Annotated in this window: 12 protein-coding genes, 1 tRNA gene and 1 pseudogene; all 14 read left to right on the top strand. The window is 59.4% G+C overall.

Features of this window, described 5'->3' with window-relative positions; all coding sequences use genetic code 11:
• A pseudogene (locus AYB31_RS21295) lies at positions 1-73 on the top strand (hypothetical protein); the annotation flags it as partial.
• Between the two features lie 54 nt (positions 74-127).
• Positions 128-203, top strand: a tRNA-Trp gene (locus tag AYB31_RS20145).
• Between the two features lie 48 nt (positions 204-251).
• Positions 252-620 (top strand): preprotein translocase subunit SecE, encoded by a 369-nt coding sequence (secE, locus tag AYB31_RS20140; RefSeq protein ID WP_068830800.1) that lies wholly within the window; start codon positions 252-254, stop codon positions 618-620.
• A 9-nt stretch (positions 621-629) separates the two neighbouring features.
• Complete coding sequence (gene nusG / locus AYB31_RS20135; RefSeq protein ID WP_068830799.1) at positions 630-1163, top strand: transcription termination/antitermination protein NusG; 534 nt, start codon at positions 630-632, stop codon at positions 1161-1163.
• Between the two features lie 119 nt (positions 1164-1282).
• A complete protein-coding gene (rplK, locus tag AYB31_RS20130; RefSeq protein ID WP_004373444.1) occupies positions 1283-1714 on the top strand; it encodes a 50S ribosomal protein L11 in 432 nt (143 codons plus the stop codon).
• The gene (gene rplA, locus AYB31_RS20125; RefSeq protein WP_068830798.1) at positions 1715-2410 is read left to right on the top strand and encodes a 50S ribosomal protein L1; all 696 of its coding nucleotides are present in this window, start codon (positions 1715-1717) and stop codon (positions 2408-2410) included.
• Positions 2411-2621: 211 nt separating this feature from the next.
• Positions 2622-3122 carry a 50S ribosomal protein L10 gene (gene rplJ, locus AYB31_RS20120; RefSeq protein ID WP_068830797.1) on the top strand — a complete coding sequence of 167 codons (501 nt, stop codon included), beginning with the start codon at positions 2622-2624 and terminating at the stop codon, positions 3120-3122.
• Between the two features lie 81 nt (positions 3123-3203).
• Positions 3204-3572: a 50S ribosomal protein L7/L12 gene (gene rplL / locus AYB31_RS20115; protein ID WP_068830796.1), complete on the top strand. Its 369-nt coding sequence runs from the start codon at positions 3204-3206 to the stop codon at positions 3570-3572.
• Between the two features lie 221 nt (positions 3573-3793).
• Positions 3794-7867, top strand: coding sequence for a DNA-directed RNA polymerase subunit beta (gene rpoB, locus AYB31_RS20110; protein ID WP_068830795.1), 4074 nt, complete (start codon positions 3794-3796; stop codon positions 7865-7867).
• Between the two features lie 56 nt (positions 7868-7923).
• A complete protein-coding gene (gene rpoC / locus AYB31_RS20105; RefSeq protein ID WP_068830794.1) occupies positions 7924-12123 on the top strand; it encodes a DNA-directed RNA polymerase subunit beta' in 4200 nt (1399 codons plus the stop codon).
• 156 nt (positions 12124-12279) lie between these two features.
• On the top strand, positions 12280-12651 hold the full coding sequence (rpsL, locus tag AYB31_RS20100; RefSeq protein ID WP_044410932.1) for a 30S ribosomal protein S12: 372 nt from the start codon (positions 12280-12282) through the stop codon (positions 12649-12651).
• A 103-nt stretch (positions 12652-12754) separates the two neighbouring features.
• Positions 12755-13225 carry a 30S ribosomal protein S7 gene (rpsG, locus tag AYB31_RS20095; RefSeq protein ID WP_068830793.1) on the top strand — a complete coding sequence of 157 codons (471 nt, stop codon included), beginning with the start codon at positions 12755-12757 and terminating at the stop codon, positions 13223-13225.
• 30 nt (positions 13226-13255) lie between these two features.
• Positions 13256-15385 carry an elongation factor G gene (gene fusA, locus AYB31_RS20090; RefSeq protein ID WP_068830792.1) on the top strand — a complete coding sequence of 710 codons (2130 nt, stop codon included), beginning with the start codon at positions 13256-13258 and terminating at the stop codon, positions 15383-15385.
• Positions 15386-15415: 30 nt separating this feature from the next.
• Positions 15416-15560: GTP-binding protein (locus tag AYB31_RS21290; RefSeq protein WP_236712413.1), on the top strand; the 145-nt coding region annotated here is incomplete at its 3' end.

Genomic DNA, 15560 nt, shown 5'->3' with positions numbered 1-15560 from the left:
TGGTCTGCGCTTCGCGATTCGCGAAGGCGGCCGTACCGTTGGTGCTGGCGTGGTTGCCAAAATCGTCGAGTAATCGGTTGATATGGTCTTGTCAGGCCGGCATAATGGTCGGCCTGACTCCGATTTTAGGCCAGTAGCTCAATTGGCAGAGCGGCGGTCTCCAAAACCGCAGGTTGGGGGTTCGATTCCCTCCTGGCCTGCCAGATTCCTGATAAATGTGGATCTGGCACTTCTTTTAACAGGGTTATCTCATGAATGCCAAGGCTGAAGCTAAAGACTCCCGCTTTGATGTGCTGAAGTGGCTGGTAGTGGCTGCTCTAGTCATCGCAGGTGTTGTCGGCAATCAGTATTTCTCGGCTGAGCCTCTCCTGTATCGTGTTCTCGCCTTGCTGGCTCTGGCTGTAGTGGCTGCTTTCGTCGCCCTGCAGACTGGTCGTGGCCAGGCTTTCTTCGCTCTGGCGAAAGAGGCGCGAGTTGAAATTCGTAAGGTTGTTTGGCCGAGCCGCCAGGAAACTACGCAAACCACTTTGATTGTGGTTGCGGTTGTTCTGGTGATGGCGCTGCTCCTGTGGGGGCTGGATAGTCTGCTCGGTTGGCTTGTTTCGTTGATTGTCGGTTAAGGGTGTCCCGTGGCTAAGCGTTGGTACGTCGTGCATGCTTACTCGGGTTACGAGAAGCATGTCATGCGCTCGCTGATCGAGCGCGTCAAGCTAGCTGGCATGGAAGAAGAGTTTGGCGAAATTCTGGTTCCCACCGAAGAAGTGGTGGAAATGCGTAATGGCCAGAAGCGCAAAAGCGAGCGCAAATTCTTCCCCGGTTATGTGCTGGTGCAGATGGAGATGAACGAGGCGACTTGGCACTTGATCAAGGATACGCCGCGCGTCATGGGTTTCATTGGTGGTACTGCCGATAAGCCCGCTCCGATTACCGAGAAAGAGGCTGACGCTATTCTGCGTCGCGTCGCCGATAGCGGTGACAAGCCGAAGCCGAAGACGCTGTTCGAGCCGGGCGAGACCGTTCGTGTTGTCGATGGTCCCTTTGCTGACTTCAATGGTGTCGTCGAGGAAGTTAACTACGAGAAGAGCCGGATCCAGGTCGCGGTGCTCATTTTCGGTCGCTCCACGCCGGTGGAGCTGGAGTTCAGCCAAGTCGAGAAGGCCTAACTGGACAATGCATCCCGTACCCCGCAGCTGCTGGCTGCGGGGTTTTGTCGTCACTGGGATAAATGCGTCATTAACCGGGGAGCCTCATTGAGGCGTTTGACCCGATATTGGAGTAGCTCATGGCTAAGAAGATTCAGGCTTACATCAAGCTGCAAGTAAAGGCCGGTCAGGCCAACCCGTCGCCGCCCGTTGGTCCTGCTCTGGGTCAGCACGGCGTAAACATCATGGAGTTCTGCAAGGCGTTCAACGCCAAGACTCAGGGCATGGAACCTGGTCTGCCGACTCCTGTGATCATCACTGTTTACAGCGACCGCAGCTTTACTTTTGAAACCAAAAGCACCCCGGCTTCGGTGCTGCTGAAGAAGGCTGCCGGCCTGACCAGCGGTTCCGCTCGTCCGAACACCGTCAAAGTTGGCACCGTTACCCGTGCTCAGCTGGAGGAGATCGCCAAGACCAAGCAGGCTGATCTGACCGCCGCTGACCTGGATGCGGCCGTGCGTACCATCGCCGGTTCCGCGCGTAGCATGGGCCTCAACGTGGAGGGTGTGTAAATGGCTAAGCTGACCAAGCGCCAGAAGGCAATTGCCGAGAAAGTTGAAGCCGGCAAGGCTTACACCTTCGAAGACGCCGCCAAACTGCTGGCCGAGCTGTCCACCGTCAAGTTCACCGAGTCGTTCGACGTTTCCGTGAACCTGGGTGTTGACCCGCGTAAATCCGACCAGGTTGTACGTGGCGCCACCGTTCTGCCGAACGGTACTGGCAAGACCGTGCGCGTTGCCGTGTTCACCCAGGGCCCGGGCGTTGAAGCCGCTCTGGCTGCCGGTGCCGACAAGGTAGGTATGGACGATCTGGCTGCCGAAATGAAAGCCGGCGACCTGAACTACGACGTGGTCATCGCTTCCCCGGACGCCATGCGCGTTGTTGGCCAGCTGGGTCAGGTTCTCGGTCCGCGTGGCCTGATGCCGAACCCGAAGGTTGGTACCGTGACTCCGGACGTTGCTACTGCCGTGAAGAACGCCAAGGCCGGTCAGGTACGTTTCCGTACCGACAAGAACGGCATCATCCACACCTCTGTTGGCAAAATCGGCTTCGAGCCGGCTGCGCTGAAGCAGAACGTGGAAGCCCTGCTGAGCGATCTGAAGCGTCTGAAGCCTTCCACTTCGAAAGGCATCTACGTCAAGCGCGTGACCCTGAGCACCACCATGGGTCCGGGTCTGGTCATCGACCAGGCTTCGCTGGAAGCATAAGTGATTTGGCCGGCGGGCTTGCCCGTCGGCCGCAAAAGATTGGGGTCCCTGCCTGGCGGGGGCTGTCCAAGACCGTAGGCGGCGCAAGCCTTAAACCCGGAGAGTGATCTCCACCAGCCTACGCAGATGGTGCTCCCGATTCGTACCGAATCAGACACCAAAACGACGCCGAGCTCCGGCCCGGCGAAACGGTAAAACCAGGAGTAAACCCGTGGCAATTAAACTCGAAGACAAGAAGGCCATCGTCGCTGAAGTCAACGAGGCTGCCAAAGCCGGTCTGTCCGCTGTCGTGGCTGATGCCCGTGGCGTGACTGTCGGCGCAATGACCGGACTCCGTAAAGAGGCCCGTGAAGCTGGCGTGTACGTGCGTGTCGTACGTAACACCCTGCTCAAGCGCGCCGTTGAAGGCACTCAGTTTGACGTGCTCAACGACGTGTTCAAGGGCCCGACCCTGATCGCTTTCTCCAACGAACATCCGGGCGCTGCCGCTCGTATCTTCAAGGAGTTCGCCAAGGGTCAGGACAAGTTCGAGATCAAGGCAGCTGCGTTCGAGGGTCAATACCTCGCAGCAAACCAGATCGACGTGCTGGCAACTCTGCCGACCTACAACGAAGCGATTTCTCAGCTGATGAGCGTGATGCAAGGCGCCACCAGCAAGTTCGTTCGTACTCTGGCGGCTATTCGCGACCAGAAAGAAGGCGCTGCCGCCTAATTCAGGCGCGACGTCCCTTTCAGTTAATTTGTTTAATTTGATGGCCGCGAAGGCTGTCACCCCAATACAGGAATTAGAGTCATGGCTCTGACCAACGAAGACATCATCAACGCCGTTTCCGACATGTCCGTGATGCAGGTTGTTGAACTGATCAAGGCAATGGAAGAGAAGTTCGGTGTTACTGCCGCTGCTGCCACCGTTGCTGCTGCTGGCCCGGCGGCTGCCGCTGCTGAAGAGCAAACCGAGTTCAACATCGTTCTGACCGAAGCCGGTGACAAGAAAGTCAACGTGATCAAGGTTGTTCGTGAACTGACCGGTCTGGGTCTGAAAGAAGCCAAGGCTGTTGTTGACGGCGCTCCTGGCATCGTCAAGGAAGGCGCTTCGAAAGAAGAAGCCGAAGCTGCCAAGAAGGCACTGGAAGAAGCTGGCGCCAAAGTCGAGCTCAAGTAAGCGACGACCTTGCGTCTACAGCCGAGGCGATTCGCTTAAGGCTGATGGCTGGTGGCAAATGCCACCGGCCTTTTTCCGTTATGGGCAGCTGGCCGAAATGCCGTTGCTCATGGCGTGAAAATCCCACTCGAGGGTGGAGCAAACCAAGGGGTTTGCGCGATTTTCTGGCTGCTGCCGTCGGCAGTGGCCAAATAAGCAGGTGACCAAGCTGGGGAACGCTGATGGCTTACTCATACACTGAGAAAAAACGTATCCGCAAGGACTTTAGCAAGTTGCCGGACGTGATGGATGTGCCTTATCTCCTGGCCATCCAGCTGGATTCGTATCGCGAATTCCTGCAGCAAGGAGTGAGCAAGGAGCAGTTCCGCGACGTTGGCCTGCATGCGGCCTTCAAGTCCGTGTTTCCGATCATCAGCTACTCCGGCAATGCCGCTCTGGAGTACGTTGGCTATCGCCTGGGCGAGCCGGCGTTCGACGTCAAAGAGTGCGTGCTGCGTGGCGTGACCTTCGCAGTGCCGCTGCGGGTCAAAGTCCGTCTGATCATTTTCGACAAAGAATCGTCGAACAAAGCGATCAAGGACATCAAAGAGCAAGAAGTGTACATGGGCGAAATTCCGCTCATGACCGAGAACGGTACCTTCATCATCAACGGTACCGAGCGCGTCATCGTTTCCCAGTTGCACCGCTCGCCTGGCGTGTTCTTCGACCACGACCGTGGCAAGACCCACAGCTCCGGCAAGCTGCTGTACTCCGCGCGTATCATTCCTTACCGCGGTTCCTGGCTGGACTTCGAGTTCGATCCGAAGGACTGCGTGTTCGTTCGTATCGACCGTCGCCGCAAGCTGCCGGCATCCGTACTGCTGCGCGCCCTGGGCTACAGCACCGAGGAAGTGCTGGAGGCGTTCTACGCCACCAACGTCTTCCACGTGAAGGGTGAGAACCTCAACCTGGAACTGGTACCGCAGCGTCTGCGTGGCGAGATCGCCGCGTTCGACATCAAGGACGAGAAGGGCAAGGTCATCGTTGAGCAGGGCCGCCGTATCACTGCGCGCCACATCAACCAGATCGACAAGGCTGGCATCAAGGAACTCGAGGTTCCGGTCGACTACCTGCTGGGTCGCACCACTGCCAAGGCCATCGTGCATCCGTCGACTGGCGAGATCGTGGCCGAGTGCAACACCGAGCTGACCACCGAGCTGCTGGCCAAGATCGTCAAGGCTCAGGTCGTGCGCCTCGAGACCCTGTACACCAACGACATCGACTGCGGTCCGTTCATCTCCGACACGCTGAAGATCGACTCCACCGGCAACCAGCTGGAAGCCCTGGTCGAGATCTACCGCATGATGCGTCCTGGCGAGCCGCCAACCAAGGATGCCGCCGAGACCCTGTTCAACAACCTGTTCTTCAGCGCCGAGCGTTACGATCTGTCCGCCGTCGGTCGCATGAAGTTCAACCGCCGCATCGGTCGCAGCGAGATCGAAGGTTCCGGCGTGCTGAGCCGCGAAGATATCGTCGAGGTCCTCAAGACCCTGGTCGACATCCGTAACGGTAAAGGCATCGTCGACGACATCGACCACCTGGGTAACCGCCGCGTGCGTTGCGTCGGTGAAATGGCCGAGAACCAGTTCCGTGTTGGCCTGGTGCGCGTCGAGCGTGCGGTCAAGGAACGTCTGTCCATGGCCGAAAGCGAAGGCCTGATGCCGCAGGACCTGATCAACGCCAAGCCGGTTGCGGCGGCGGTGAAGGAGTTCTTCGGTTCCAGCCAGCTCTCGCAGTTCATGGACCAGAACAACCCGCTCTCCGAGATCACCCACAAGCGCCGCGTCTCCGCACTCGGCCCAGGTGGTCTGACCCGTGAGCGCGCCGGCTTCGAAGTTCGCGACGTACACCCGACCCACTACGGCCGCGTGTGCCCGATCGAGACCCCTGAAGGTCCGAACATCGGTCTGATCAACTCCCTGGCCGCCTACGCCCGCACCAACCAGTACGGCTTCCTGGAAAGCCCGTACCGCGTGGTGAAGGACACTCAGGTTACCGACGAGATCGTGTTCCTGTCCGCCATCGAAGAGGCCGATCACGTGATCGCCCAGGCTTCGGCGACCATGAACGCCAAAGGCCAGCTGGTCGACGAGCTGGTGACCGTGCGTCACCTCAACGAGTTCACCGTCAAGGCGCCGGAAGACGTGACCCTGATGGACGTGTCGCCGAAGCAGGTCGTTTCCGTCGCTGCCTCGCTGATCCCGTTCCTCGAGCACGACGACGCCAACCGTGCACTCATGGGCTCGAACATGCAGCGTCAGGCCGTGCCGACCCTGCGTGCCGACAAGCCGCTGGTGGGTACCGGCATGGAGCGCAACGTCGCCCGTGACTCCGGTGTCTGCGTCGTGGCTCGTCGTGGCGGCGTGATCGACTCCGTCGACGCCAGCCGTGTCGTGGTCCGCGTCAATGACGACGAAGTCGAGACTGGCGAAGCCGGTGTCGACATCTACAACCTGACCAAGTACACCCGCTCCAACCAGAACACCTGCATCAACCAGCGCCCGCTGGTACAGAAAGGTGACAAGGTTGCGCGTGGCGACATCATGGCCGACGGCCCGTCCACCGACATGGGCGAACTGGCTCTTGGCCAGAACATGCGCGTCGCGTTCATGCCGTGGAACGGCTTCAACTTCGAAGACTCCATCTGCCTGTCCGAGCGTGTGGTCCAGGAAGACCGCTTCACCACGATCCACATTCAGGAACTGACCTGTGTGGCCCGTGACACCAAGCTTGGCCCAGAGGAAATCACCGCGGACATCCCGAACGTCGGTGAAGCCGCGCTGAACAAGCTGGACGAGGCCGGTATCGTCTACGTCGGTGCCGAAGTCATGGCTGGCGATATCCTGGTTGGTAAGGTCACTCCGAAAGGCGAGACCCAACTGACTCCGGAAGAGAAACTGCTGCGTGCGATCTTCGGTGAGAAGGCGTCCGACGTGAAGGACACCTCCCTGCGCGTGCCGACCGGCACCAAGGGCACCGTCATCGACGTGCAGGTCTTCACCCGCGACGGCGTGGAGCGCGACAGCCGTGCCCTGGCCATCGAGAAGCAGCAGCTGGACGAGATCCGCAAGGACCTGAACGAAGAGTTCCGCATCGTCGAAGGTGCCACCTTCGAGCGTCTGCGTTCCGCCCTGGTCGGTGCCAAGGCCGAAGGCGGCGCCGGCGTGAAGAAAGGCGCGGTCATCGATGACGCCTTCCTCGACGGTCTCGAGCGTGGTCAGTGGTTCAAGCTGCGTATGGCCGACGATGCTCTGAACGAGCAGCTGGAAAAGGCTCAGGCCTACATCAGCGATCGTCGCCAGATGCTCGACGACAAGTTCGAAGACAAGAAGCGCAAGCTACAACAGGGCGACGACCTGGCTCCGGGCGTACTGAAGATCGTCAAGGTCTACCTGGCCATCAAGCGCCGCATCCAGCCGGGCGACAAGATGGCTGGCCGTCACGGTAACAAGGGTGTGGTCTCGGTGATCATGCCGGTCGAAGACATGCCGCACGATGCCAATGGCACCCCGGTCGACATCGTCCTCAACCCGCTGGGCGTACCGTCGCGTATGAACGTCGGCCAGATTCTCGAAACCCACCTGGGCCTCGCGGCCAAGGGCCTGGGCGAGAAGATCAACCGCATGCTCGAAGAGCAGCGCAAGATCGCCGAGCTGCGCAAGTTCCTGGCCGAGATCTACAACGAGATCGGTGGTCGTCAGGAAAGCCTGGACGAGTTCAGCGATACCGAGATCCTCGACCTGGCGAAGAACCTGAAAGGCGGCGTACCGATGGCTACCGCCGTATTCGACGGTGCCAAGGAAAGCGAGATCAAGGCCATGCTGAAGCTGGCCGATCTGCCGGAAAGCGGCCAGATGCGCCTGTTCGACGGTCGTACCGGTAACCAGTTCGAGCGTCCGACCACCGTCGGCTACATGTACATGCTCAAGCTGAACCACCTGGTCGACGACAAGATGCACGCTCGTTCCACCGGTTCCTACAGCCTGGTTACCCAGCAGCCGCTGGGTGGTAAGGCGCAGTTCGGTGGTCAGCGCTTCGGTGAGATGGAGGTCTGGGCCCTGGAAGCCTATGGCGCCGCCTACACCCTGCAGGAAATGCTGACCGTGAAGTCGGACGACGTGAACGGCCGGACCAAGATGTACAAGAACATCGTGGACGGCGATCACCGCATGGAGGCCGGCATGCCGGAGTCCTTCAACGTGTTGATCAAAGAAATCCGTTCGCTCGGCATCGACATCGAACTGGAAACCGAATAACACGCCTTGCTGCGGCCGCATCGTCGGCCGCAGCAGGTCCGTGAGGAGGAAAGGCCTTGAAAGACTTGCTGAATCTGTTGAAAAACCAGGGTCAGGTGGAAGAGTTCGATGCGATCCGTATCGGTCTGGCTTCGCCTGAAATGATCCGTTCCTGGTCTTTCGGTGAAGTGAAAAAGCCGGAAACCATCAACTACCGTACCTTCAAGCCCGAGCGCGATGGTCTGTTCTGCGCCAAGATCTTTGGCCCGGTCAAGGACTACGAGTGCCTGTGCGGTAAGTACAAGCGCCTCAAGCACCGCGGCGTGATCTGCGAGAAGTGCGGCGTGGAAGTGGCCCTGGCCAAAGTCCGCCGTGAGCGCATGGCGCACATCGAACTGGCTTCGCCGGTCGCCCACATCTGGTTCCTGAAGTCGCTGCCGTCCCGTATCGGCCTGCTGCTGGACATGACCCTGCGTGACATCGAGCGCGTGCTCTATTTCGAGAGCTACGTGGTGATCGACCCGGGCATGACTACCCTGGAAAAGAACCAGCTGCTAAATGACGAGCAATACTTCGAAGCTCTCGAAGAGTTCGGTGACGACTTCGACGCGCGCATGGGCGCCGAAGCCGTACGCGAGCTGCTCAACGCCATCGACCTGGAACACGAGATCGGTCGCCTGCGTGAAGAGATTCCGCAGACCAACTCGGAAACCAAGATCAAGAAGCTGTCCAAGCGCCTGAAGCTGATGGAAGCCTTCAAGGACTCGGGCAACCACCCGGAGTGGATGGTTCTGACCGTTCTGCCGGTACTGCCGCCGGACCTGCGTCCGCTGGTTCCGCTGGATGGCGGCCGCTTCGCGACTTCCGACCTGAACGATCTGTACCGTCGCGTGATCAACCGTAACAACCGTCTGAAGCGCCTGCTCGACCTGTCGGCGCCGGACATCATCGTGCGCAACGAAAAGCGCATGCTGCAGGAAGCGGTCGACGCCCTGCTCGACAACGGCCGTCGCGGTCGCGCCATCACTGGCTCGAACAAGCGTCCGCTGAAGTCGCTGGCCGACATGATCAAAGGTAAGCAAGGTCGCTTCCGTCAGAACCTGCTCGGTAAGCGCGTGGACTACTCCGGTCGTTCTGTAATTACCGTGGGCCCGACCCTGCGCCTGCACCAGTGCGGTCTGCCGAAGAAGATGGCGCTCGAGCTGTTCAAACCGTTCATTTTCGGCAAGCTGGAAATGCGCGGCATGGCGACCACCATCAAGGCCGCCAAGAAGATGGTCGAGCGCGAGCTGCCCGAGGTCTGGGACGTTCTCGCCGAAGTCATCCGCGAACATCCCGTCCTGCTCAACCGCGCTCCGACCCTGCACCGTCTGGGCATCCAGGCGTTCGAGCCGGTTCTGATCGAAGGTAAAGCCATCCAGCTGCACCCGCTGGTCTGCGCCGCGTACAACGCCGACTTCGACGGTGACCAGATGGCCGTGCACGTTCCGCTGACCCTCGAGGCCCAGCTGGAGGCGCGCGCGCTGATGATGTCGACCAACAACGTGCTGTCGCCAGCCAACGGCGAGCCGATCATCGTACCGTCCCAGGACGTGGTTCTGGGTCTGTACTACATGACCCGTGAAGCCGTGAACGCCAAGGGCGAAGGCCGCGTGTTCGCCGACCTGCAGGAAGTCGACCGCGTATTCCGCGCCGGCGAGGCTTCGCTGCACGCTCGCGTCAAGGTTCGTATCAACGAGACCGTGAAGCAGAAAGACGGCAGCCTGGTGAAGAACACCCGCATCGTCGACACCACCGTCGGCCGTGCCCTGCTGTTCCAAATCGTACCGGCCGGCCTGTCCTATGACGTGGTCAACCAGTCGATGAAGAAGAAGGCGATCTCCAAGCTGATCAACCAGTGCTACCGCACTGTGGGTCTGAAGGATACCGTCATCTTCGCCGACCAGCTGATGTACACCGGTTTCGCCTACTCGACCATCTCCGGTGTGTCGATTGGCGTGAACGACTTCGTCATCCCGGATGAGAAGGCGCGCATCATCGACGCCGCCACTGAGGAAGTGAAGGAAATCGAATCGCAGTACGCCTCCGGCCTGGTCACCCAGGGCGAGAAGTACAACAAGGTGATCGACCTGTGGTCCAAGGCCAACGACGAAGTGTCCAAGGCGATGATGGCCAACCTGTCGAAAGAGCCGGTTGTCGATCGCGAAGGCAACACTGTCGAGCAGGAGTCCTTCAACTCCATGTACATGATGGCGGACTCCGGTGCTCGTGGTAGCGCTGCCCAGATCCGTCAGCTGGCCGGTATGCGTGGCCTGATGGCCAAGCCGGACGGCTCCATCATCGAGACGCCGATCACCGCGAACTTCCGTGAAGGTCTGAACGTACTGCAGTACTTCATCTCCACTCACGGTGCTCGTAAGGGTCTGGCGGATACCGCACTGAAGACCGCGAACTCCGGTTACCTGACCCGTCGTCTGGTCGACGTGGCCCAGGACCTGGTCGTGACCGAAGTCGACTGCGGCACCGAGCACGGTCTGCTGATGACTCCGCACATCGAAGGCGGCGACGTGGTCGAGCCGCTGGGTGAGCGCGTACTGGGTCGCGTCATCGCCAAGGACGTACCGAAGCCGGGCAGCGACGAGATCATCGTGCCGGCCGGTACCCTGGTCGACGAGAAGTGGGTCGAGTTCATCGAGCGCAACAGCATCGACGAAGTAGTCGTGCGTTCGCCGATCACCTGCGAAACCCGCTACGGCATCTGCTCCAGCTGCTACGGCCGCGATCTGGCCCGTGGTCATCAGGTCAACATCGGTGAGGCTGTCGGCGTTATCGCTGCCCAGTCGATCGGTGAGCCTGGTACCCAGCTGACCATGCGTACGTTCCACATTGGTGGTGCCGCCAGCCGTACCTCGGCTGCCGACAATGTCCAGGTGAAGAACGGTGGTGCGATCCGTCTGCACAACCTGAAGCACGTCGAGCGTGCCGACGGCAGTCTGGTTGCGGTTTCCCGCTCCGGCGAGCTGGCCGTGGCCGACGAGTTCGGTCGCGAGCGCGAGCGTTACAAGCTGCCGTACGGTGCCGTGATTTCCGTCAAGGAAGGCGACAAGGTCGACGCTGGCGCCATCGTCGCCAAGTGGGACCCGCACACCCACCCGATCGTGACCGAAATGAAGGGTACCGTGACCTTCGTCGGCATGGAGGAGGGCATCACCATCAAGCGTCAGACCGACGAACTGACCGGCCTGACCAACATCGAAGTCCTCGATCCGAAGGATCGTCCGGCTGCTGGCAAGGACATCCGTCCGGCCATCAAGATGGTCGACGCCAATGGCAAGGAACTGCTGCTGCCGGGTACCGACGTACCGGCCCAGTACTTCCTGCCGGCGAACGCCCTGGTTGGTGTGGCCGACGGTGCGCAGATCGGCGTCGGTGACGTTATCGCCCGTATCCCGCAGGAAACCTCGAAGACCCGCGACATCACCGGTGGTCTGCCGCGCGTTGCCGACCTGTTCGAAGCGCGTCGTCCGAAAGAGCCGTCGATCCTGGCGGAAATCAGCGGCACCATCTCCTTCGGCAAGGAGACCAAAGGCAAGCGCCGTCTGGTCATCACGCCGACCGATGGCAGCGATCCGTACGAGGAGCTGATTCCGAAGTGGCGCCACCTGAACGTGTTCGAGGGTGAGCAGGTCAACAAGGGTGAAGTTATCTCCGACGGTCCGAGCAACCCGCACGACATCCTGCGTCTGCTGGGCGTCAGCGCGCTGGCCAAGTACATCGTCAACGAGATCCAGGACGTGTACCGCCTGCAGGGTGTGAAGATCAACGACAAGCACATCGAGACCATCCTGCGCCAGATGCTGCGCAAGGTCGAGGTGAGCGAGTCCGGCGATTCCAGCTTTATCAAGGGCGACCAGATGGAACTGACCCAGGTGCTGGAAGAGAACGAAGTGCTGGCCGGCGAAGACAAGTTCATCGCCAAGTACGAGCGCGTTCTGCTGGGTATCACCAAGGCCTCGCTGTCCACCGAGTCGTTCATCTCCGCGGCTTCCTTCCAGGAAACCACCCGCGTCCTCACCGAGGCAGCGGTCACCGGCAAGCGCGACTACCTGCGCGGCCTGAAGGAGAACGTGGTGGTGGGTCGTCTGATCCCGGCCGGTACCGGTCTGGCCTATCACAGCGAGCGCAAGCGTCGTCGTGATGCCGACAAGCCGCAGCGCGTGAGCGCCAGCGAAGTGGAAGCGGCGCTGACCGAAGCGCTGAACTCCAGCGGCAACTGATCGGATAGGGCCCCGGGCGAGTAATCGCCCGGGGCTTTGTCTTGACTGGGGTTGCGAGTCTCTTTAGACTCATGCACCCCTAAATTTGGCAGGGCGACTAGCTCTGCCATTTTGCTTTAGGGCAATAGCGTCGAAAGACAACAGTGGAGCTTATAGATGGCAACTATCAACCAGCTGGTACGCCAGCCGCGCAAGCGCATTGTCGACAAGAGCGACGTGCCTGCGCTGCAGAACTGCCCGCAGCGTCGTGGCGTGTGCACCCGTGTGTACACCACCACGCCGAAGAAACCGAACTCCGCACTGCGTAAAGTGTGCCGTGTTCGTCTGACCAACGGTTTTGAAGTCACCTCCTACATCGGTGGTGAAGGTCACAACCTGCAAGAGCACAGCGTCGTGCTGATCCGTGGCGGTCGTGTAAAAGACCTTCCGGGTGTGCGCTACCACACTGTTCGCGGCTCGCTGGATACCACCGGCGTTAAAGACCGTAAGCAGGGTCGCTCGAAGTACGGTACCAAGCGTCCGAAGTGATTCGGTGCGTCTAATTTCTATTTATTGAGTCGATAAGAGTAAGGTCGGGCTAACCGCATGGTTATGGTCCCGGGCTAACCTGAAGACCGTTTGAGGGCTTATCATGCCAAGACGTCGTGTAGCAGCTAAGCGTGAGATTCTGGACGATCCGAAATACGGAAGCCAAATCCTCGCTAAATTCATGAACCACGTGATGGAAAGCGGCAAAAAAGCAGTGGCCGAGCGCATCGTTTACGGTGCTCTGGAAACTGTTAAAGCGCGCAAGAACAGCGATCCCCTGGAGATCTTCGAGAAAGCTCTCGACGCCATCGCTCCGCTGGTCGAAGTTAAGTCCCGCCGTGTAGGCGGTGCCACTTACCAGGTCCCGGTCGAAGTTCGTCCTTCCCGTCGTAACGCCCTGGCCATGCGCTGGCTGGTGGACTTCGCCCGCAAGCGTGGCGAGAAGTCCATGGCTCTGCGCTTGGCTGGTGAGCTGCTGGATGCTGCCGAAGGCAAAGGCGCCGCAGTCAAGAAGCGTGAAGACGTGCACCGTATGGCTGAAGCCAACAAAGCGTTCTCGCACTACCGCTTCTAATCACTGCAACACTTCTTTTGCGAGGGCTTTATGGCTCGTACTACAGCAATTAACCGCTACCGGAACATCGGTATCTGTGCCCACGTTGACGCGGGCAAGACCACCACTACCGAGCGGATCCTGTTCTACACAGGTCTCAGCCACAAGATGGGTGAGGTGCACGACGGCGCTGCTACTACCGACTGGATGGTGCAGGAGCAGGAGCGTGGTATCACCATTACTTCTGCTGCGATCACCACTTTCTGGGAAGGTTCGCGCGGCCAGTACGACAAGTACCGCGTAAACGTCATCGACACCCCCGGCCACGTAGACTTCACCATTGAAGTTGAGCGCTCGCTGCGCGTACTGGACGGTGCTGTCGTGGTGTTCTGCGGTACCTCTGGCGTTGAGCCGCAGTCCGAAACCGTATGGCGTCAGGCCAACAAGTACGGTGTTCCGCGTATCGTTTACGTGAACAAGATGGACCGTGCCGGTGCCAACTTCCTGCGCGTTGTCGGTCAGATCAAGAACCGCCTGGGTCACACCCCGGTTCCGATCCAGCTCGCCATCGGTGCAGAGGATAACTTCGAAGGTCAGATCGATCTGATCAAAATGAAGGCTATCTACTGGAACGAAGACGACAAGGGCACCAGCTATCGCGAGGAAGAGATTCCGGCCGAGCTGCTGGACCTGGCCAACGAGTGGCGCAGCAACATGGTTGAGGCTGCTGCCGAGGCCAACGAAGAGCTGATGAACAAGTACCTTGAAGAAGGTGAGCTGTCGGTTGAAGACATCAAGGCCGGTCTGCGCATGCGCACCCTGGCCAGCGAGATCGTTCCGGCTGTCTGCGGTTCTTCCTTCAAGAACAAGGGCGTTCCTCTGGTTCTCGATGCCGTCATCGACTTCCTGCCTGCTCCGACCGAGATTCCGGCGATCAAGGGTATCCACCCTGATCTGGCCGATACTCCTAAGGATGAGATCACCGAAGAGCAGTTCGACGAGCGTCACGCTGACGACAACGAGCCGTTCTCCGCTCTGGCATTCAAGATCGCTACCGACCCGTTCGTCGGTACTCTGACCTTCGTTCGCGTCTACTCGGGCGTTCTGGAGTCTGGCCAGTCGGTCATCAACTCCGTGAAGGGCAAGAAAGAGCGCGTTGGTCGTATGGTGCAGATGCACGCCAACCAGCGTGAAGAGATCAAGGAAGTGCGTGCGGGTGATATCGCGGCTCTGATCGGCATGAAGGACGTCACCACTGGTGAGACTCTGTGCGATCCGGAGAAGCAGATCATCCTCGAGCGTATGGACTTCCCGGAGCCGGTGATTTCGGTAGCTGTTGAGCCGAAAACCAAGGCTGACCAGGAGAAGATGGGTATCGCACTGGGCAAGCTGGCTCAGGAAGACCCGTCGTTCCGCGTCAAGACCGACGAAGAAACCGGCCAGACCATCATCTCCGGTATGGGTGAGCTGCACCTGGACATCCTGGTTGACCGTATGCGTCGCGAATTCAACGTCGAGGCCAACATCGGTAAGCCGCAGGTTTCCTACCGCGAGAAGATCACCAAGAACTGCGAAATCGAAGGCAAGTTCGTTCGCCAGTCCGGTGGTCGTGGTCAGTTCGGTCACTGCTGGATTCGCTTCGCTCCGGCTGACGAAGGTCAGGAAGGCCTGGTGTTCGTCAACGAAGTGGTTGGTGGTGTGGTTCCGAAGGAATACATCCCGGCGATCCAGAAGGGTATCGAAGAGCAGATGAAGAACGGCGTTGTCGCCGGTTATCCGCTGATCGGCCTGAAGGCTACCGTTTTTGACGGTTCCTACCATGACGTCGACTCCAACGAGATGGCGTTCAAGGTGGCTGCCTCCATGGCGACCAAGCAGCTCGCTCAGAAGGGCGGTGGTGTTGTGCTTGAGCCGATCATGAAGGTTGAAGTAGTAACGCCCGAGGACTACATGGGTGACGTGATGGGTGACCTGAACCGTCGTCGTGGTCTGATCCAGGGTATGGAAGACACGGTTTCCGGCAAGGTGATCCGCGCCGAGGTTCCGCTGGGTGAGATGTTCGGTTATGCAACCGACGTCCGTTCCATGTCTCAGGGTCGCGCTAGCTACTCCATGGAATTCTCCAAATACTCCGAAGCTCCGTCGAACATCGTCGAAGCACTGGTTAAAAAACAAGGCTGATTCAGCCCTTTAGGCAAGAGGTTCACTGTCGTGGCTAAAGAAAAGTTCGAACGTAACAAACCGCACGTCAACGTTGGCACCATCGGTCACGTTGACCATGGTAAAACCACTCTGACCGCTGCTCTGACTCGCGTCTGCTCCGAAGTTTTCGGTTCGGCCAAGGTCGACTTCGACA

Source organism: Pseudomonas sp. BMS12, from assembly GCF_001592875.1.
Classification (GTDB): Bacteria; Pseudomonadota; Gammaproteobacteria; order Pseudomonadales; family Pseudomonadaceae; genus Aquipseudomonas.
This window is presented reverse-complemented; position numbering and strand designations above follow the sequence as displayed.

Excerpts from the sequence above, each read along its gene's own strand:
- rpoB (WP_068830795.1), top strand. The coding sequence starts at position 3,794 with ATGGCTTACTCATACACTGAGAAAAAACGTATCCGCAAGGACTTTAGC.
- fusA (WP_068830792.1), top strand. The coding sequence starts at position 13,256 with ATGGCTCGTACTACAGCAATTAACCGCTACCGGAACATCGGTATCTGT.
- rplK (WP_004373444.1), top strand. The coding sequence starts at position 1,283 with ATGGCTAAGAAGATTCAGGCTTACATCAAGCTGCAAGTAAAGGCCGGT.
- rpsG (WP_068830793.1), top strand. The coding sequence starts at position 12,755 with ATGCCAAGACGTCGTGTAGCAGCTAAGCGTGAGATTCTGGACGATCCG.
- rplL (WP_068830796.1), top strand. The coding sequence starts at position 3,204 with ATGGCTCTGACCAACGAAGACATCATCAACGCCGTTTCCGACATGTCC.
- rpsL (WP_044410932.1), top strand. The coding sequence starts at position 12,280 with ATGGCAACTATCAACCAGCTGGTACGCCAGCCGCGCAAGCGCATTGTC.
- secE (WP_068830800.1), top strand. The coding sequence starts at position 252 with ATGAATGCCAAGGCTGAAGCTAAAGACTCCCGCTTTGATGTGCTGAAG.
- rplA (WP_068830798.1), top strand. The coding sequence starts at position 1,715 with ATGGCTAAGCTGACCAAGCGCCAGAAGGCAATTGCCGAGAAAGTTGAA.